The 21,499-nt window shown below is 49.7% G+C and carries 7 protein-coding genes; all 7 read left to right on the forward strand.

Annotation, left to right across the window (positions count from 1 at the left end; all coding sequences use genetic code 11):
• Positions 1 to 130: 130 nt before the first annotated feature.
• The 7 genes from J6600_RS08650 to J6600_RS08680 all read left to right on the forward strand — a co-directional run bounded on the left by J6600_RS08650 (position 131) and on the right by J6600_RS08680 (position 21,498).
• The gene (locus tag J6600_RS08650; protein ID WP_017417808.1) at positions 131 to 1,105 is read left to right on the forward strand and encodes an acyltransferase domain-containing protein; all 975 of its coding nucleotides are present in this window, start codon (positions 131 to 133) and stop codon (positions 1,103 to 1,105) included.
• A gap of 1 nt (position 1,106) precedes the next feature.
• A complete protein-coding gene (fabD, locus tag J6600_RS08655; protein WP_209388253.1) occupies positions 1,107 to 3,347 on the forward strand; it encodes an ACP S-malonyltransferase in 2,241 nt (746 codons plus the stop codon).
• Between the two features lie 65 nt (positions 3,348 to 3,412).
• Entirely contained in the window at positions 3,413 to 3,667 is a 255-nt protein-coding gene (locus tag J6600_RS08660) for an acyl carrier protein (protein ID WP_209388254.1), read from the forward strand.
• A 51-nt stretch (positions 3,668 to 3,718) separates the two neighbouring features.
• Positions 3,719 to 4,981: a hydroxymethylglutaryl-CoA synthase family protein gene (locus J6600_RS08665; protein ID WP_017417811.1), complete on the forward strand. Its 1,263-nt coding sequence runs from the start codon at positions 3,719 to 3,721 to the stop codon at positions 4,979 to 4,981.
• Positions 4,978 to 5,751, forward strand: coding sequence for an enoyl-CoA hydratase/isomerase (locus tag J6600_RS08670; RefSeq protein WP_061862213.1), 774 nt, complete (start codon positions 4,978 to 4,980; stop codon positions 5,749 to 5,751). The genes J6600_RS08665 and J6600_RS08670 overlap by 4 nt, the downstream gene beginning before the upstream one ends.
• Before the next feature lie 9 nt (positions 5,752 to 5,760).
• Positions 5,761 to 6,510: a polyketide synthase gene (locus J6600_RS08675; protein WP_003154094.1), complete on the forward strand. Its 750-nt coding sequence runs from the start codon at positions 5,761 to 5,763 to the stop codon at positions 6,508 to 6,510.
• A gap of 39 nt (positions 6,511 to 6,549) precedes the next feature.
• Positions 6,550 to 21,498: a non-ribosomal peptide synthetase gene (locus J6600_RS08680; RefSeq protein ID WP_209388255.1), complete on the forward strand. Its 14,949-nt coding sequence runs from the start codon at positions 6,550 to 6,552 to the stop codon at positions 21,496 to 21,498.
• Position 21,499 lies beyond the last annotated feature (1 nt).

Raw genomic sequence — 21,499 nt, forward strand, 5'->3', positions numbered from 1 at the left:
GCAAGTCAAAATTCTTATCTCACACAATAGTGCCAGCCATACAACATCACGACCACTTCACCTGCACACGACATCACGAAAAACTCACAAATCAATATTTTAAAAAAATAAGCAGCAAAAAGGAGAACAAATGAACCAGCCAATTGTTTTCATGTTTTCTGGACAGGGTTCCCAATACTATCAAATGGGGAAAGAGCTGTTTGCACATAACGCCGCTTTTCGGCAGAAAATGCTTGACTTGGACGATTTTGCAGTCAGCCGTTTCGGTTACTCTGTCCTTAAAGAGATGTATCATACAGGCAATCGTCTGTCTGATCCATTTGACCGCCTTCTTTTCAGCCATCCTGCCATTTTTATGGCTGAGTACGCACTTGCATATGCTTTGGAGCAAAGAGGCATACGTCCCGATTATGTGATCGGAGCAAGCCTCGGAGAGTATGCAGCGGCCGCTGTGTCGGGCGTGCTGAGCGCCGAGGATGCTTTAGATTGCGTGCTGGAACAGGCCCGAATCGTTACGGAAACTTGCCGTAACGGCAGCATGCTTGCGATACTGGGTGATCCGGCTTTATATCAAGATGATCCGCTGCTCGGCGAACATAGTGAATTGGCATCTGTAAACTATCATTCTCACTTTGTCATCTCAGGAGAGCGGGAGCATATCAAAAGGATCATGGACGATCTGAGAGAAAAGCAGATTCCTCATCAGCTATTGCCGGTATCTTACGGGTTTCACTCAGCGCTGGTTGATCAGGCGGAACAGCCGTACAAGCGCTTTTTAGCTCAGAAATCAATCCGGACTCCATTTATACCGTACATCTCCAGTGCGACAGGAGAGGCTGAGACCGATATACAAGCGGACTTTTTCTGGGATATCGTAAGAAAGCCGATTCGATTCCGCGAAGCGCTTCAATTCGCAGACAGCCGCCAAAAAGGATTGTATATTGATGCCGGGCCTTCCGGAACATTGGCCGCATTTGCCAAACAGATTCTTCCCGCGGGATCGGCTGAACGCATTCGTGCCATTATGACGCCGTTTCATAAAGAACAAACACATTTGCAGCAAATAGAAGACAGCATTTTATCACCGCCCGGAAGGAGACTGTAAGATGATCAGCTTTGTTTTTCCAGGCCAAGGCTCGCAAAAAATCGGGATGGGAGAGGACCTGTTCGGCCGCTATCCTGAATTAACCGCAAAGGCCGATCACATTCTCGGATATTCCATTCAGGAGCTGTGCCGGGACGGAGAACGTCTCAATCAGACTCAATTCACTCAGCCGGCGCTCTATGTCGTCAATGCCCTCAGTTATTTGAAAAAAACAGAAGAAACCGGCTTGAAACCGGATTTTACCGCCGGACACAGTTTAGGCGAATATAACGCGTTATACGCTTCGGGCGCCTTTGATTTCGAAGAAGGCTTACAGCTGGTCAAAAAAAGGGGCGATCTGATGAGCCGCGCAAAAGGAGGCGGCATGGCAGCGGTGATCGGCCTGACTCATGAGCAGGTGACGGATGTTTTAAGAGAAAATCACTTGGATATGATTGATATCGCCAACATGAACACACCGCAGCAAATTGTCATTTCCGGCTATAAAGAAGATATTGAAAAAGCCGCATCCGTTTTTGAAGCCGTAAACGGCGTAAAAATGGTTCACCGCTTAAATGTCAGCGGCGCCTTTCATTCCAGATACATGCTGGAAGCGAAGGAGGAATTTTCACGGTTTATCGAGTCTTTCCATTTTAAGCCGCTGTCCATTCCGGTCATTTCAAATGTGACGGCAAGACCCTATGAGCAGAGAGAGCTGAAAGAGACACTCACCGGACAAATAACGGGATCGGTGAACTGGACTGACAGTATCCGTTTCTTAATGGGAAGAAAGAACATGAGCTTTGAGGAAATCGGTCCCGGAAAAGTGCTGACGGGGCTGATTCAAAGAATTACGGCTGAAGCGGAGCCGATAACAGATGAAATCAAAGTCCCGGCTGAGACTGGAAAAAGCTCAATTACGGCGGCGTCTTTAGGAAATGAAGAGTTTAAGCGCGATTATCAATTGAAATACGCCTACTTGGCCGGCGGCATGTACCGCGGAATTTCTTCGAAGGAAATGGTCGTCAAACTGGCCGAAAAAGGAATGATGGGCTTTTTCGGAACGGGTGGTTTGAACATCGCGCACGTTGAGGACGCCATTTTGTCAATTCAGCATGAGCTTCGTGACGGCGGTTCCTTCGGCATAAATGTTGTACATAACATGAAACATACAGATTCAGAAGAAAAAATGATTGATCTTTTATTGAAGCATGGGGTTCAGAACTTGGAAGCATCAGCGTTTTTAACGGTTACTCCCGCTTTAGTAAGGTTTCGCGCTAAGGGGTTAAAACGCGGTGCCGGAGGACAAATAATAGCGCGTCAGCGGATTATCGCCAAGCTTTCCCGTCCGGAAGTAGCGGAAGCGTTTCTCAGCCCGGCGCCTGATCACATTCTGCAGAAACTTGCAGCCGAAAACAAAATTACCGCTGAAGAAGCAAGTCTGATGAGAGAAATACCCGTTGCGCACGACATCTGCGTAGAGGCTGACTCAGGCGGCCACACTGACGGCGGAGTTGCTTACAGCCTCATGCCGGCGATCATCCGTTTACGAGATGACATGATGAAAAAATACCGATACGGCAAAACCGTCCGCGTCGGAGCCGCAGGGGGAATCGGAACGCCCGAGGCTGCCATGGCCGCATTTATGCTCGGCGCTGATTTTATTGTGACCGGATCTATTAACCAATGCACCGTTGAGGCAGCGACGAGCGGCCTCGTAAAGGACCTCCTGCAGCAGATGAATGTACAGGATACGGCCTACGCGCCGGCCGGCGATATGTTTGAATCAGGCAGCAAGGTGCAGGTATTAAAGAAAGGGCTGTTCTTTCCGACCCGCGCCTCTAAGCTGCATGAACTGTATCAGCGTCACCGCTCAATTGAAGAAATTGATGAAAAGACACTCAGACAAATAGAAGAGAAGTATTTTAAGGCAAGTGTAAGCAGTATTTATGACAAAGTGAAGGCTCATTATTCGAATGAAGACATTTCAAAAGCCGAACGGAATCCGAAACAGAAAATGGCGCTCATATTCAAATGGTATTTCAGGCAAAGTTCTGCTTCGGCGATTAAAGGAGACCCGGATGCCAAGGTAGACTTCCAGATTCATTGCGGCCCGGCATTAGGCGCCTTTAATCAATGGGTGAAAGGTACGGAGCTGGAGTCCTGGAAAAACCGCCATGCCGATGATATCGGCATGCGGCTTATGGAAGAGACGGCCTCGCTTTTGAATCAGAAGTTAGGTTCATTTTTGCAAACGTGTTGACAAGACGAAATGATAGATTGAAAACATGGAATATTCATAAAAGATGAAACAGGGAGGAACTGACAATGAGTAAAGAAAAAATCTTTGAATTGCTGCAGAACACAATCTACGAGGTTTTGCCTGATTTAGAAGGAGAAGGCGAACAGCTTTCACAGGAAGACCGGTTAGTTGATCTGGGGGCGGATTCAGTGGACCGCGCCGAAATTATCACGATGATGCTTGAAGAATTATCATTGCAGATCCCGCGTGTTGAGCTGACGGGAGTGTCAAACATCGGCGAATTGGCGGCAAAGCTTTATGAAAAGGTACAGGCTGTCTGATAAAACGGTGAAATAATCGGAAACTCAAAATTCATATTGGAGGCGAAGTTCATGGCGGCTGCCGGAATAGAAGCGATAAATGTGTTTGGCGGGACAGCATACCTTGATGTCATGCAGCTGGCGGAGTACAGAAACTTAGACCCTGCCAGATTTGAGAATTTACTGATGAAAGAAAAAGCGGTGGCGCTTCCGTACGAAGACCCCGTCACATTCGGCGTTAACGCGGCAAAGCCGATTATCGACCGATTGACAGAGGCTGAAAAAGACAGAATCGAGCTGCTGATTACCTGCTCGGAGTCCGGCATCGATTTCGGAAAATCACTCAGTACATATATTCATGATTACTTAGGCCTCAACCGGAACTGCCGTTTATTTGAACTGAAGCAAGCCTGTTATTCAGGAACGGCGGGCTTGCAGATGGCGCTTAATTTTATTTTGTCGCAGACATCCCCCGGAGCGAAGGCGCTTGTCGTCGCGACGGATATTTCCCGGTTTTTAATTGCCGAAGGCGGCGATGCGTTAAGCGAGGATTGGTCTTACGCTGAACCGAGCGCCGGAGCGGGTGCCGTCGCCTTATTGATCGGTGAAAATCCCATCGTATTTCAGGCGGATGCGGGCGCCAACGGCTACTACGGCTATGAGGTGATGGATACATGCCGTCCGATCCCGGACAGTGAAGCCGGTGACGCCGATTTGTCATTGATGTCTTACCTCGATTGCTGTGAACAGACATTTCGCGAGTACAAAAACCGTGTGCCGGGCGCTGACTACAAAGAGACGTTTCACTATCTTGCCTTCCATACACCGTTTGGCGGCATGGTAAAAGGAGCCCATCGGACGATGATGCGCAAGCTTGCAAAAGCGAAAAACGCTGAAATCGAACAGGATTTTCAAACCAGAGTAGAGCCGGGGCTCCGCTATTGCCAAAGAGTCGGAAATATTATGGGGGCAGCCTCTTTACTGGCTCTGGCAAGCACGATTGACCAAGGGGCATTCGACACTTCTAAGCGGATCGGCTGTTTTTCGTACGGCTCCGGGTGCTGTTCAGAATTTTACAGCGGCGTTGTGACGCCTGAAGGACAAACGCGGCAGCACTCTTTCAAAATAGAAGAGCACCTGAACAACAGATACAGGCTGTCCATGGAAGAGTATGAAGAACTGTTTAAAGGCAGCGGTCTGGTGAAGTTCGGAACCAGGAATGTCAAATTGGATATGAATATGGTGCCGAACATTTTAGACCATCATACAGGAAGCCCTCGTTTGTATTTGGAAGAAATCACGGAATTTCATCGGAAATACAGGTGGATATCGTGACCTATGAAACGATAAACGTCCGTTTTCAGCAAAATGTCTGCTTCATCACCTTTGATCGGCCTGAAGCCAACAATACGATTAATGAGCGTTTAGTGGAGGAATGCCTGCACGTTCTTTCTGAATGTGAAGACTCCGTGACCTCCGTAGTGCTTGAAGGGCAGCCGGAGGTATTTTGTTTCGGGGCGGATTTTGATGAGATGTACCGGAAAATGAGGCAGGGAATGCAGCATGCGGAATCGCAGGAGCCGCTTTACCGTTTGTGGCTGGCATTAAAATCCGGGCCGTACATCACAATCGCCCGCGTCCGCGGAAAAGTAAATGCGGGAGGTGTCGGTTTTGCCGCCGCGTGCGATATCGTCATTGCAGAGGAGAGTGCTTCGTTCAGTTTATCTGAACTGTTATTCGGACTTTATCCGGCCTGCGTTCTGCCGTTTTTAATTCAAAGAATCGGATTTCAAAAGGCGCATTATATGACGATCATGACAAAGCCCGTGCCGGCACGCCAGGCGCTTGAATGGGGACTTTGTGACGTATGCGTCCCGGACTCAGCAACAGAGCTGAGAAAGCATTTGCTGCGTCTTCGCCCGCTGTCGAAAAAAGCAGTCATCCGCTATAAAAAATACATGGATTCCTTAAACGACCTTGTTCATCGTTCGAAATCCATTGCTTTAGCCGAAAATCAAGCGATGTTTTCAGATCCGGATAACCAATCAGCCATCACCCGTTATGCAGAAACGGGACGGCTTCCTTGGGAAACGGAGAACAGTTAGGAGGATATCATGCCGAACGCCGCAGTTGAACTGCTCGAAATTGAACCGGATATTATCCAAGTGACAATGCAGGATAAAGCCCATAAAAACGCCTTCTCCAAAGAACTGACGGATGGATTGATGGAAGCATTCACCCGTATAAAAAAATCGTCAGTCTATAAAGCTGTGATTTTAACAGGATATGGCCATTACTTTGCTTCCGGAGGCACACAGGAAGGCCTGCTCAGGATTCAGCAGGGCATCACGAAGTTTACGGAAGACCGCATGTACTCTTTGGCGCTGGAATGTGATATCCCCGTCATTTCCGCCATGCAGGGCCACGGAATCGGAGGCGGGTTTGTCATGGGGCTTTTCAGTGATTTTGTCATTTTAAGCAAAGAAAGCGTGTATACCGCAAACTTTATGAAATACGGTTTCACCCCCGGAATGGGCGCTACCTTTATCGTTCCGGAGAAGCTTGGGGCAAGCCTCGGCCATGAAATGCTGTTAAACGGCGGCCACTACCGCGGCGGTGACCTGGAGAAAAGAGGGGTGCCTTTTCCGGTGCTTCCGCGGCAGGAAGTACTAGACTATGCGCAGGAATTGGCCCGTGAGCTTGCGGAAAAACCGAGAAACTCTTTAATTACATTGAAAAGGCACTTGGTGACGCCGTTTCGCGAGCAGCTTCCGGCCGTCATTGAGAAGGAGTTAATCATGCACGATGAGACGTTTCATGATGATGAAGTGAAAAAACGAATCACGACGATGTACGGAGTATAAGACATACATCTTACATACAGATGAAATGGAGGCAGCTCTATGAAAAGTGATATGAAGGCAAGCGGGTTACTCAAGCCATCTGTCAGCTATGGAAAATCATTGCGGCTTTCAGCGGATCAGCCGATGACGATTCCTGAAGTCCTGCACAAAACCGCCGCGGCAGCGGGAGATCAAAAGGGCATCACATATATACAGCCTGACGGCACCAAAGTGTACCAGACTTACAGCGGCCTGAAAAAGATCGCTCTTTCGATTGTGAAAGGGCTCCGCCAGTCAGGAGTGAAGGCTCAGGATGAAGTCATATTACAGCTCAGTGACAATTCCCAGCTGATTCCTGCTTTTTGGGGCTGTGTTTTTTTAGGAGCGATCCCGGTTCCGCTTGCGGCCGCTCCGGCTTATACAGAAATGAACAGCGGGACGCAAAAACTAAAAGACGCCTGGATGCTGTTGAATCAGCCGTATGTCATCACAAGCCGTGACGTGCTGCCGGAGATGACTGAATGGGCGGAGGAGCAGGAGCTTTCCGGGTTTTGCGCTTTGGCGGCAGAAGATCTCAGTGCGCATGAAATGGACACGGACTGTCATCATCCCCGTCCGGAAGATTTGGCGATGCTGCTTTTGACCTCGGGAAGCACGGGCATGCCGAAAGCCGTGATGCTCAGCCATGAAAACATCGTCTGCATGGTCAAAGGAAATATTCAGATGCAGGGCTATACAAGTGAGGATGTCACGTTTAACTGGATGCCTTTTGACCATGTCGGCGGCATCGGAATGCTTCATCTGCGTGATGTTTATCTCGGATGTGAGGAAATCAACATACCGAGCGAATCCATTTTGATGGACCCTTTAAAATGGCTCGACCTGATTGATCATTACCGCGCTTCGGTCACGTGGGCCCCCAATTTTGCCTTTGGACTGCTTGCCGATTTTGCAGAAGAGATTCAAACGCGGAAATGGGACTTATCTTCCATGCGTTACATGCTGAACGGCGGGGAGGCCGCGGTTGCGAAAGTCGGACGCAGAATTATGGAGCTTTTAGAGCCGCACGGTCTGCCGGCTAATGCCATCCGTCCCGCATGGGGAATGTCCGAAACGTCTTCGGGCGTTATTTTCTCAGATGAGTTTACACTGGAAAACACGAGTGACGACGATCGTTTCGTCGAGATCGGTCTGCCGATTCCGGGATTTAATATGAGAATTACCGATGACCGCAATCAAGTGGTGGAAGAAGGAGAAATCGGCCGCTTCCAAGTGTCTGGTCTGACTGTAACGAGCGGATATTATGAGCGCCCGGACTTAAATGACAGTGTCTTTACAGAAGACGGCTGGTTTGAAACGGGAGATCTCGGATTTCTGCGTGAAGGCCGCCTGACGATAACGGGGCGCACGAAAGATGCCATCATTATCAACGGTGTGAATTATTACAGCCACGCCATTGAATCAGCCGTTGAGGAATTGCCGGAAATTGAAACATCTTATACAGCGGCATGCGCCGTCCGGCCGAATCAAAGCACGACAGATGAGCTGGCGATTTTCTTTGTGACATCTGTTCCGTTGGATAAGAGCCGCATGACGAAGCTTCTTCATCACATTCACCAGCACGTGACACAGAGAATCGGCGTTACCCCTGATTATCTGCTTCCGGTCGCAAAAGAAGACATTCCTAAGACGGCGATCGGGAAAATCCAGCGCACTCAGCTGAAACATTCATTTGAACAAGGGCAATTTGATTCATTACATAATAACAGACAAGAAGGCGGCAATTCAGACACGGCTTCTGCAGAGAAAGAAATTGAACGGGATTTTATCCGTTTTCTGAAAGAGGAACTTTCCATCGCGGATGAGCTCGTTGATCCAAATACGCCGTTTCAAAGTCTTGGCGTCAATTCCATCAAGATGATGAAACTCGCCAGATCAATTGAAAAAACGTATCACATCCGGCTGACGGCAAGAGAGCTGCACAAAAACCCGACGATTGGCGCTTTAGCGGCTTATACTGCTGAAAAAGCGGCAAACATGTCAGCGGAGCATCATTCCCAAAAAGCCGAACCGCCGGCAAAACGGGATAGACGGCAAACGGCGCCAGCGCTTTCAGAAGTCCAAAAAGGGCTGTGGACATTGCAAAAATTGTCGCCTGAAACGACTGCATACCATGTCCCGCTCTGTTTCCGATTCACATCCGGAATCGACAAAGAGAAACTGAAACAGGCGTTTCAGTTCGTATTAAAGCAGCATCCGATGCTCAAAAGCGCGGTGAATGAAACAGACGGCGGGTTATATTTCATAGAAGCGGCAGATCCTTTTGTATTCTCGGAAGAAGATATTTCTGACGTCAATGAATCACAAATATCCGCTCTGATACGGAAAAAAGTGAAAGAGCCGTTTGTCAAAGAAGGCGGGCCTTTGCTGCGCGTGCAGCTGCTTTCAAAATCCGCCGAGGAACATTATCTTTTGACGGTCATTCACCACATCGTGTTTGACGGCATTTCATCCATTACATTTATTCACAGTCTGCTGGATCATTATCAGGCGCTGCTGGAGGGAAAAGAAGAGTTTACGGCCGCCGCTCCCGGGATTCATCCCGATTTCGCAACTTGGGAAAAGCGGTATTTAGCGGGGGAAGAAAGCAAAACTGACCGCGCTTACTGGATGAAACAGCTCGGGGGCGATCTGCCTGACCTTCAGCTTCCGCCGATGCGCACGGACAGCAGTGTTCCGGAGTTTACAGAAGATACGCTGACACGCCGTCTTCCCGAACGGCTGCTGAATAATATAACGGCGTTTGCCGCATCCCGTTCGATTCATTTGTCTACCGTCATGCTGAGCTGTTACATGGTGCTTTTAAGCAAATATACGGATAAGGAAGATATTGTGACAGGCATGCCTGCAATGGTCAGACCCGAAGAACGCTTTGACGGAGTGGTCGGCCATTTCCTTAACATGCTTCCCATACGGAGCAGAGCCGGACGAAAAGAAACATTTGCTGACTTTGTTCAAAAGGTGCAGGATGCCGTTCTGGACGGACTGGATCACTCATTTTATCCGTTCCCGAAAATGGTGCGTGATGTGCATGCGAAACCCCGGCAGAACGGTTCGCCTGTTTTCAGCAATGCCTTTTTCTATCAGAACTTTCTGCAGCATTCGAGCTATCAATCGATGCTTGATGAATACAAGGAATTCTCCTGTGAGTTTGTAAAAGACATTCATCAGGAGGGGGAATATGATCTTGTATTTGAAATGTGGGAAGAAGCATCAGGCATGGATCTTACGATTAAATACAGCACCGAATTATTCGACGAAGCAGGGGCGGCCAGGCTTTTCAGCCAATTTGTACAGGCTGCTGAAGTTTTGACGGCGAATCCGGATATGCCGCTTGAGAACGTTCCTCTCATGACAAAAAGAGAGGAGCACATGATTCTTAAGACTTGGAATGAGACAAGCCGTGAATATCCGGATGCCTGCTTCCATGAATTATTCGAACGTCAGGCGGCAGAAACGCCGGACGCTTGTGCGGTCGTGTATGAAGAGCAAAAGCTGACGTACCGTGAGCTTGATGAAAAAAGCACGAAGCTGGCGCTCTATTTGCAGGCGCACGGTGCAGGCCCTGATGATCTCATCGGCATTTATACAGACCGTTCATTGCATATGGCTGTCGGCCTTCTCGGCATTTTAAAAGCCGGGGGAGCGTATGTGCCGCTTGATCCTTCTTATCCCGCTGACAGATTGGAATATATGATCGCCGACAGCAGGATTTCAATGTGCCTGACGACGGCTGATTTAGAGCACTCTTTGAACTGGGGAGGCGTGCAGACAACTGCCATTGACCGCGATTGGTCTCATATTGAAAGTACAGCCGCGGAAAGAACGTCGCTGAAGCGGTTAGTGACACCTGACGACCTGGCGTATGTCATTTACACGTCGGGCAGCACGGGCAAACCAAAAGGTGTCATGATTCCGCACCGGGCGCTGACCAACTTCTTACTCTCGATGGCGAATGAACCGGGGCTTTCGTCCGAAGACAAACTGCTTGCCGTCACGACATATTGCTTTGACATCGCGGCACTGGAGCTGTACCTTCCTTTAATCAAAGGAGCGGAGTGCAACATCTGTAAGACAGAAGTCACCAAAGACGCACGGAAGCTGAAAGAGCTGATTCAAGAGTACAAACCGACGATCATGCAGGCGACGCCGTTTACATGGAAAATGCTCTTTCATTCCGGATGGTCAAATGAAGAAAAAGTGAAAATCCTTTGCGGCGGAGAGGCGCTCAGCGAACAATTGAAGCAGCAGTTTCTCGATACGAAAAGTGAGGCTTGGAATATGTTCGGGCCGACAGAGACGACAATCTGGTCCGCGGTGCAGCGTATAACGGAAAATGAGAGTGCGCTTACGATCGGACGCCCTATCGCCAATACCCGCGTGTATATTATGGATTCCGGTCTCAACCCTGTTTTAGAAGGGGTGCCGGGAGAACTTTGTATTGCGGGAGACGGATTGGCAAGAGGGTATTTCAACAAGCCTGAGCTGACAGATAAAGCTTTCGTCAGCCACCGGCTCGAACTGGGATCAAAGCTTTATAAAACAGGCGATATGGCGCGTTTTCTTCCCGGCGGCCGCATTGAATACATGGGACGGATGGACACCCAAGTCAAAATCCGCGGCTACCGGATTGAACCCGGAGATATTGAGAGCCGGCTGAATGCCCATCCGGCCGTACAGGAAAGCGTAGTGGTTGTGAACAATCACTCCGGAAATGAGAAGCTTTGCGCGTTTTATATCCTGAAAAACGGAGAGCCGCTTCCATCTGCAAAGGAATTGCGCAATCATTTGAAACAAGCGCTGCCGGCCTATATGACGCCAGCTTCTTTTATCCGTCTTGAAGAGCTGCCGCTCACACCGAACGGAAAAGTGGACCGCAAGCTTCTTGCTGCCCGCGATCTGACGGAAAAGCAGCCGGACACACAAACATTTTCATCATCTCATATCCAGCAGGCGGTGCTGGCGATTTGGCAGGATGTATTGAAAAGCAAAGATATAGAGCTTGATGACCGCTTTTTTGATGCGGGGGGAGATTCGCTTCTTGCCGTGACTGTCACTGACCGGATGACGCAGGAACTGGATTGTGAATTCAGTGTAACAGAGCTCTTTGAATACGCGACGGTAAAAGACATCAGCCGGTACATCACAGAACAAAAACCGAAAGAAACCGTTTTGGCTCCTGTGCCGCAAAAGAAAGTGAATACAGAAGACCGGGAACATCCAGCGGGAGAAATTCCCGGTTATTACGAGGACAGTGTCGCGGTTATCGGTATATCCTGTGAATTTCCGGGAGCGAAAGATCATTATGAATTTTGGAATAACATCAAAGAAGGCAAAGAAAGCATCACCTTCTTTTCAAAAGAAGAGCTCCGCCGATCCGGTATTTCTGAAGAACTGGCTGATCATCCCGGCTTCGTTCCGGCTAAATCAGTTTTAGAGGGGAAAGAAATGTTTGATCCCGGTTTCTTCGGCTTTTCACCGAAAGATGCGGAATATATGGACCCTCAGCTGAGAATGCTTTTGCTCCATTCATGGAAGGCAATCGAGGATGCGGGATATATCTCCAAAGAAATTCCGGAAACAAGCGTGTATATGTCTGCCAGCACGAACTCTTACCGCAGCCTGCTGCCGGAGGAGACGACAGCACAGCTGGAAACGCCGGATGGCTACGTGTCATGGGTGCTTGCCCAAAGCGGTACGATTCCGACGATGATTTCTCATAAACTCGGGTTGAAAGGGCCGAGCTATTTTGTCCATGCCAACTGCTCATCTTCGTTAATCGGCCTGCATTCGGCTTTTCAAAGCCTGCAGTCCGGCGAAGCCAAGTACGCCCTTGTCGGCGGTGCGACCCTTCATACGGAATCAAGCGCCGGATATGTTCATCAGCCGGGGCTGAATTTTTCGAGCGACGGGCATATTAAAGCGTTTGACGCGGCTGCTGACGGAATGATCGGCGGTGAAGGGGCCGGCGCCGTGCTCTTGAAAAAAGCGTCTGATGCCGTTAAGGACGGCGACCATATTTATGCGCTGCTGCGCGGAATCGGCGTCAATAACGACGGAGCGGATAAGGTCGGATTTTATGCGCCGAGCGTCAAAGGACAGGCTGAGGTCATTCAGAAGGTCATTGATCAGACGGGCATCCATCCCGAAACGATCGCGTACGTCGAAGCTCACGGCACAGGAACAAAACTCGGCGATCCGATCGAACTGTCCGCACTTCAATCGGTGTACGGCCGATATACAGATAAAAAACAATACTGCGGCATCGGTTCAGTCAAAACAAATCTCGGGCATTTGGATACAGCGGCCGGAATGGCGGGCTGCATCAAGGTTGTCATGAGCTTATATCATCAGGAAATCGCGCCGAGCATCAATTACAAAGAGCCGAACCCGAATCTTCATTTAGAAGACTCTCCGTTTTACGTAGCGGAAGAAAAGAAAGAGTTAACCCGTGAGAACACAGCGCACCGCATGGCTTTAAGCTCTTTCGGTCTTGGCGGAACAAACACACACGCGATTTTTGAACAATATCCGGATGCATCTGAGGCAGCAGACGCTGCCGGTCCGTTCATCATTCCGTTGTCTGCCAGAAAAAAAGATCGTCTGAAGGAGTACGCAAAACAGCTGCTGGCTTTTCTGGAAAGAAAAACGGACGCCGACCTCGCTGATCTTGCCTACACGTTCCAAGTCGGAAGGGAAGCGATGGAAGAGCGCGCGGCCTTTATCACAAGCGGCATTGCGGAGCTGAAGCGGCAGCTTGCCGATTTTATCAATGATAAGCCGGCTGTAACAGGCTGCTTCAGGGGAGAAAAACAGCAGGCGAAAGATATTGCCTGGCTTTCTGATGATGATGACAGCGCTGAACTCATTGAGAAATGGCTTGCGAAAGGAAAAGGAACGAAGCTCTGTGAAATGTGGAGTAAAGGTGTCGCCATTAATTGGCACAAGCTTTACAAAGACAAGCATCCGAAACGAATCAGCGTGCCGGTCTACCCGTTTGCAAAGGAGCCGTACTGGCCGAAAAAAGCAGAAAAGAACACATCTGCCGCACACACCGGAGTCTCAGTTTTACACCCGCTCGTGCAGCAAAATACGTCAGATTTGGCCGTTCAGCGGTTCAGCTCACGGTTTACAGGCTCAGAATTTTTCCTGAAGGATCATGTGGTCAGGGAAAAAGCTGTGCTGCCGGGAGCGGCATATTTGGAAATGTCTTATGAAGCGGTAAAACGGGCGCTTGGCGGCTTATTAAAAGACCAAGACAGAATAACGCTCCATCATACCGTCTGGATGAAACCGATCGTCGTTCACGAACAAGAGCGCCAGGTCCATATTGCGCTGTTCCCTGAAGAGGACGGCATCATCTCATATGACATTTACAGCATAAACGCTGACGGTGAAGAAGTGCTGCACAGCCAAGGACGGGCCGAAATCATAAAGGCTGAACAAGATCCTGAGACAGACCTTTCTGCCATACAAAACAGATGCACAGCGGACATTCTTGATCCGGCGGTCTTTTATCGGGAAGGCCGGAGCAGGGGGATGTTCCACGGAAAAGCCTTCCAAGGCATTAAGTCCGCCTTTATCGGCGAGAAAGAAGTGCTTTCGGACATACAGCTTCCGGATTCTGTTTCTCATACGAACGGACAATTTACGCTTCATCCGAGCATCATTGATTCGGCTGTTCAGACGGCGACGATCTGCATTATGCAGGAGTTTTCCGGACAAAAACTGATTCTGCCGTTTGCGCTGGAATATCTTGAAGTCGTCAAAGCATGCACGCCGATTATGCGGGCGCATGCACGCTTCAGTGAAGGATATCAAATCGGTGATTCCGTGCAGAAAGCCGACATTGACCTGTTCGACGAAACAGGAGCGCTTTGCGTGAAGGTGAGAGGATTTTCTACGAGAGTGCTTGAAGGCGATGCAGAATCGGCTCAGCGGCTATCAGGCTCGGAAAAGGTCTTGTTTGCACCGGTCTGGAAAGAAGCCGCCGCATCCGAGAAAGCTTCTGTCCATGGTGATGAGCATTTGATCATACTTTGTGAAGATGCCTGCCGTATAAAAGATGAAGCGGCATCCGGCCTGAAAGACGCCGAACTGCTGATTGCAGAAGGTGAGGGTGAAACAGCCGCTGAACGCTTCCAAAGCTACGCGCAGACAATCGCCGAACACATCCGGCGGATCATCAGCGAAAAAAGGCAGGGCCGCATTCTGATTCAGACCGTTATTTCAGCAGACGGCAGCCAGCAATTGTTTGCGGGGTTAACAGGTTTGTTAAAAACAGCCGAGCTGGAATACGGAAAACTTGACTGTCAGCTCATCGAAATGGAATCAATTGGTGAAATGCCGGCTGTCGCTCAAAAACTGAAAAACGACAGTCATCGGCCGCATGATAAACATATCCGTTATAAAGGAGACAAACGGTATGTGAAGGCTTGGGAAGAAATGCATCCCGCAGGGGGCGGCGCCGTCTGGAAGGACGAAGGCGTATATCTGATTACCGGAGGGACAGGAAGCCTGGGGTTGATGTTCGCAAAAGAAATCGCAGGTCGCGTTAAACACCCGAAAATCATTCTGACCGGCCGCTCAAATCTGACAGAAGCCAAACAGCGTGAGCTTGCTATGCTTCAGCACTCAGGCGCAAATGTCGTCTACAAAAAGCTGAATGCGGCAGACCGGCGGGAAAATGAAGCGCTGATAAAAGAGATTACGGCGGATTTCGGAAAGCTTAACGGAATTATTCACGCTGCGGGAGTGATACAAGACCGCTTCCTGCTGCAAAAAACGAAGGAAGAGTTCAGGGAAGTGCTTGATCCGAAAGTGATCGGAACCGCTTATTTAGATGAAGCCAGCAAAGACTGCAATCTTGACTTTTTCGTATTGTTCTCCAGTGTTTCCGGCATTCTCGGCAATATCGGGCAGGCTGATTATGCCGCAGGCAACGCGTTTATGGATGCGTACGCCGCTTACAGGCAATCCCTTACGGAGAATGGCCTGCGGCACGGAAAAACGGTCGCCTTTAACTGGACGCTGTGGAAAGATGGCGGTATGCAGGCGGGAGACGAGACGGAGAGAATGATGAAAAAAGCTTTCGGCATGGTTCCGCTTCAAAAGTCGTCAGGCCTGGCTGCATTTTATGAAGGAATGGCTCAGGAAAAGCCGCAGCTTTTGGCAGCTGAAGGACACGCTGCAAAATTAAAACAGTCGTTCCTATCCGTTTCTGAAACTGAAAAGCCGCAGGTGGAGAAAATAGAGCCTGTATCCGCCGTTTCGGGAGACAAATGGCACGGTGCGCTTATCCGATTGGTCAGTTCAATTTTAAAAGTCGGCCAAGACGAGATTGATATTGATACGGAACTGAGTGAATACGGTTTTGATTCCGTATCGTTTACCGTCTTTACGAATCAATTAAATGAAGCGTATCAGCTGGAACTGGCGCCGACGATCTTCTTCGAACACGGGACGATCCGCAGTTTAGCAGAGTATTTGACGGATGAGGCAGAAGCCGGCCTTCCTTCTCAGCCGGAAGAAAAACACGATGCAGAAGAATCTCTTCAAACGCTTCAGACCGCTTTGACAGACATGGTAAGCGGCATTTTAAAAGTAGACCGTGAGGACATTGAGACAGATACGGAATTGAGTGAATACGGTTTTGATTCCGTATCCTTTACCGTCTTTACGAATCAATTAAATGAAGCGTATCAGCTGGAGCTGGCGCCGACGATTTTCTTTGAGTACGGAACGATCAGCGGTCTCGCCGGATATTTGGCAAAAGAGCATCCGGGCCGTTTCGGCGAAAAGAAGAAAGAGTCTCCGAAAAAAGAGCAGCCAAAAGCCCAAAAATCGAAAATGCAGCGGAAAAAGCGCTTCGCAACGGTAATGAACGCTGCGGCAGCGACACAAGAGCCGCGCCGCTTGGATACGGTTGCCATTGTCGGAATCAGCGGCCGATTCCCGGGCGCGAAGGATATAGAGGAATTTTGGCGCAATTTGAAAGAAGGAAAGGATTCGATCACAACCATTCCGAAAGAACGCTGGGATTGGCAAGCGTTTGATGGCGACCCGAATCTTGAAGGGAACAAAACGAATATCAAGTGGGGCGGCTTTATCGACGGAATAGCTGAATTTGATCCGCTGTTCTTTGGGATTTCACCGCGGGAAGCCCAATATTTAGATCCGCAGCAGCGGCTGTTATTGACTTATGCATGGCGGGCGATAGAAGATGCGGGCTGTAAGCCGGAAAGCCTTTCCGGCACAAATACGGGCGTCTTTATCGGCACCGGAAATACCGGTTATAAAGATTTGTTCACAAGGGCAGGTCTTGCGCCGGAAGGACATGCGGCGACAGGCAGCATGATTCCTTCCATAGGTCCGAACCGTTTGAGCTATTTGTTAAATCTTCACGGGCCAAGTGAGCCGATTGAAACGGCATGCTCAAGCTCGCTTGTGGCGATTCACCGGGCGGTATCCGCTATAGAAAACGGAGAATGCGACATGGCGATTGCCGGAGGAATCAACACGATTCTGACGGAAGAAGCGCATATCAGCTACAGCAAAGCAGGCATGCTCAGCAAAGACGGAAAATGCAAAACCTTCTCCAAAGATGCCAACGGGTATGTCAGAGGAGAAGGCGCGGGAATTCTGATGCTGAAGAAACTGACAGATGCAGAACGTGACGGCAATCCGATTTACGGCGTGATCCGCGGTACGGCTGAAAACCACGGCGGCCGGGCGAATACGTTAACCTCGCCGAATCCGAAACTGCAGGCTGATTTATTGGTGAAAGCATACCGGAAAGCGGGAGTGGACCCGAGCACCGTTACGTATATTGAAGCGCACGGTACAGGAACGGAATTGGGCGACCCGATTGAAATAAACGGTTTGAAAGCGGCGTTTCACGAGCTGGCGAAAACAAATCAAGAGCCTGAAGTCTCCGGTCACCGCTGCGGCATCGGTTCGGTCAAAAGCAATATCGGCCATTTAGAGCTTGCCGCGGGAGTATCAGGCGTCATGAAAGTGCTTTTGCAAATGAAGCACAAAACGCTGGTGAAAAGCCTGCATTGCGAGACGATCAATCCGTACATTCAGCTTGATGACAGTCCTTTCTACATCGTGCGGGAAAATCAGGAATGGACGGCAGTAAAAGATAGAAACGGAAATGCCATTCCGCGCCGGGCCGGGGTCAGCTCATTTGGCATCGGCGGGGTCAACGCTCATATCGTCATTGAAGAGTATGTCCCGAAAGCAGCCGCTCAGCCTGAGCACAGCCCGGAAAATCCGGCAATCATCGTTTTGTCCGCCAAATCAAAAGAAAAATTGTTTGAACAGGCGCAGCAGCTGCAAAAAGCGATCCGTCAAACGCCTTATACAGATCAAGACTTGGCGGGCGTCGCTTATACGCTGCAAACCGGAAGGGACGAAATGGAAGAGCGCTTAGCCATTCTTGCAGCGACGATGGCGGAATTGGAAACAAAGCTGGAAGCATTTACGAAAAATGAGAAAAACATCGCCGGGCTGTATACCGGCCAGTCTCACCGCAATAAAGATACGTTTGCCTTGTTCACGGCAGATGAAGATATGGACATCGTCATTGACGCCTGGATCAGAAAAGGCAAATTCGCCAAGCTGGCAGAGGTATGGGTGAAAGGCGGCGTATTGAATTGGAACCGGCTGTATGAAAAGGGTACGCCGCGTTTACTCAGTCTTCCGTCTTATCCGTTCGCAAAAGACACGTATTGGGTGCCTGAGAATCCTGACAAAAAGAAGGTCCATACAGAGGAACGGATGAAACGTATTCTGACGAAACAATGGGAACCGAGCCCGCTCGAACTGGGTGAACCGTGCGCACGTTCCGTTGCGATTTTGACAGGCGGGGACACGATCAATCTCGCAGAAGAGATCGCAGCCCATATGCCGAATCACCGTATCATCACAGCATCAGACCTTACCGGTGAATATGACTGGCAGGCGTTTGGCGGAGTCATCGACCTCCTCGGCGCAGCGAAAGAAGATTCTCAAGACATGGCCGGTATCAAATGGCTTCAGCAATTGATTGAGCATGGGCATAAAGAAGGGATGACACTGCTTTGTGTCACGAAAGACCTTGAGTCACTAGATAAAGAAGCCAATCAAACAACAGGAGCAAAACGGGCCGGTCTGTACAGAATGCTGGCATACGAGTACGGTCATCTGTCTTCAAGGCATCTCGACCTTGAAGGAGGGCTTTCTGTTGACAAACTGGCGAAGCAGATTGCCGATGAGTTTCATGCCCGTACTGATGACGCGGAAGTTTGCCGGAGGGATGGCTTGCGTTACCGCGCTGTATTAAGCGGCTCAGAAAATATGAATATGCAAGGCGAGAGAATTGATTTTCCGGACAACCATGTGCTTCTGATCACCGGGGGTACGAGGGGGATCGGCCTTTTATGCGCACGCCATTTTGCCGAACATTACGGAGTGAAAAAACTGGTGCTCACAGGCCGTGAGACCCTTCCGCCGCGAAGTGATTGGACGGGCGGACTGAATGGGGTGACGGCTTCTGTAAAAGCGAAAATTGAAGCTGTTCTCGACTTGGAATCCAAAGGTGTACAAGTGAAGGTATTGTCAGTCCCGTTAGCTGATGAAGCCGGGCTGAGACAGGAACTGAGTCAGATAAAACAGACGCTCGGACCTATCGGCGGCGTGATTCACTGCGCGGGTGTGACCGATAAAGAGACGCTCGCATTCATCAGAAAAACCGATGAAGACATACAGCGCGTGCTCGAGCCGAAAGTAGACGGGCTTCAGGCGTTATACAGTGTGCTCAGCGAAGAGCCGCTGAAGTTTTTCGTCTTGTTCTCTTCCGTGTCAGCTGCGATACCGGCGCTTTCGGCAGGACAGGCCGACTATGCCATGGCCAATGCGTATATGGACTATTTTGCAAACTCATACAAAGAGCAGCTGCCGATCGTAAGCATTCAGTGGCCGAACTGGAAAGAAACCGGAATGGGCGAAGTAACGAACAAAGCTTATAAAGAGAGCGGGCTATACAGCATCACGAATGCAGAAGGATTACAGCTCCTTGACGGCATACTTCTTGAATCAGCAAGGGGCCCGGTGCTGCCGGCCGTTCTGAATCCTAAGCTGTGGAAGCCGGAGCGATTCCTGCGGCGGAGCAGGCAGGATCAGCCAATGAGTCCGGCTATGGTAAAACCGGCGGAAAAAACCGCTTATACTGCCGCAGACAACGCTCAATTAACAAGGAAAACAGAAGAATGGCTGAAAGAATTATTTTCTGAAGAGCTGCGGATTGACCAGGATCAGCTTGAGACAGACGTATTATTCCAAGATTACGGAGTGGACTCCATTATCCTTGCTCAGCTTCTGCAGCGGATCAACCGGAATCTCTCGGCATCGCTTGACCCGTCCATTCTGTATGAATATCCGACGATTCAATCTTTCGCAAATTGGCTTCTCGAAGGATATACAGAAGTTTTGTCAGAACGGTTTGATTTGGCGGCGGAGCCTGTTATGAACAAGCCGGCTGAGCCGGTGATTGAAACACAAGCCGTTAAGGTGCAAGAAGAGCCGGCCGGAAAACAGATTCACCGGGAAGATATCGCGGTCGTCGGCATGTCCTGCCGGTTTCCGGGGGCGGCTTCCTTAGAGGCGTACTGGTCGCTTTTGGCTGAAGGCCGTTCGGCTATCGGTCCTGTTCCGGCTGAGCGATGGGGTTTGAAGACGCCTTATTACGCGGGAATGCTTGATGGAATTCATCAATTTGATCCGGACTTCTTTTTACTGGCAGAAGAAGATGTAAAGGCAATGGACCCTCAAGCTTTGGCCGCTCTGGAAGAATGCCTTAACCTGTGGTATCACGCTGGCTATACGCCGGATGAGATAAAGGGAGAAGCAATAGGTGTGTATCTCGGCGGACGCAGCCGTCACAAACCGGGTGAAGAGAAACTGCTGGATGCGAAAAACCCGATCGTCGCGCTGGGCCAGAATTATTTGGCCGCAAATCTCTCTCAATATTTTGATATGCGCGGACCGAGTGTTGTCCTCGATACGGCTTGTTCTTCTGCTTTAGTCGGCATGAATATGGCCGTGCAGGCTCTTGTAACAGGAGAAATAAAAGCGGCCGTCGTCGGCGGCGTGAGCCTATTTGAATCAGAAGAAACCCATAAATTATTTGAACAGCGCGGCATATTAAGTAAAGCGCAGTCGTTCCATGTATTTGACGAACGCGCCGATGGAGTCGTGCTGGGCGAGGGTGTCGGAATGGTTCTATTAAAAACCGTGTCTCAGGCCATTGAAGACGGAGATTCTATTTATGCCGTAGTGAAGGCGGCATCCGTCAATAATGACGGAAGAACGGCAGGCCCGGCTACGCCGAGTCTGGAAGCGCAAAAATCCGTCATGAAGAAGGCTCTTGAAAAAAGCGGAAAACAGCCGGAAGACATTACTCATATTGAAGCGAACGGTTCAGGCACGGTCGTGACGGATCTGTTAGAACTGAAGGCCATTCAATCCGTCTACCGTTCAAAAGACGCCGGCCCGCTCGGAATCGGATCTGTGAAACCGAACATCGGGCACCCGCTTTGCGCGGAAGGAATTGCAAGTTTCATAAAAGTTGTTCTCATGCTGAAAGAAAAGAGCTTTATCCCGTTTTTATCAGGCGAGCATGAAAATACACATTTTGATAGAGAAAAGGCCAATATTCAGTTCAGCCGCACTCTGGCAGACTGGCCGTCACCAATACCGGCGGCAGGAATTAACTGCTTTGCCGACGGCGGAACAAACGCCCACGTTATTGTGGAAGCGTGGCAGGAAGACGAAGGGCGCCCAATCAAGCGCCATCCTTTAACACCGCCTGCATTAAATAAGCGGCTGATTTCGCCGGACAGCAAAGAAGAAACGAACGAAAAAGCTGCGGCAAACATCTGGGATACCTATGAAGTGGAGGTTTAAC

The organism is Bacillus sp. LJBV19 (assembly GCF_017797845.1).
Lineage (GTDB): Bacteria > Bacillota > Bacilli > Bacillales > Bacillaceae > Bacillus > Bacillus velezensis.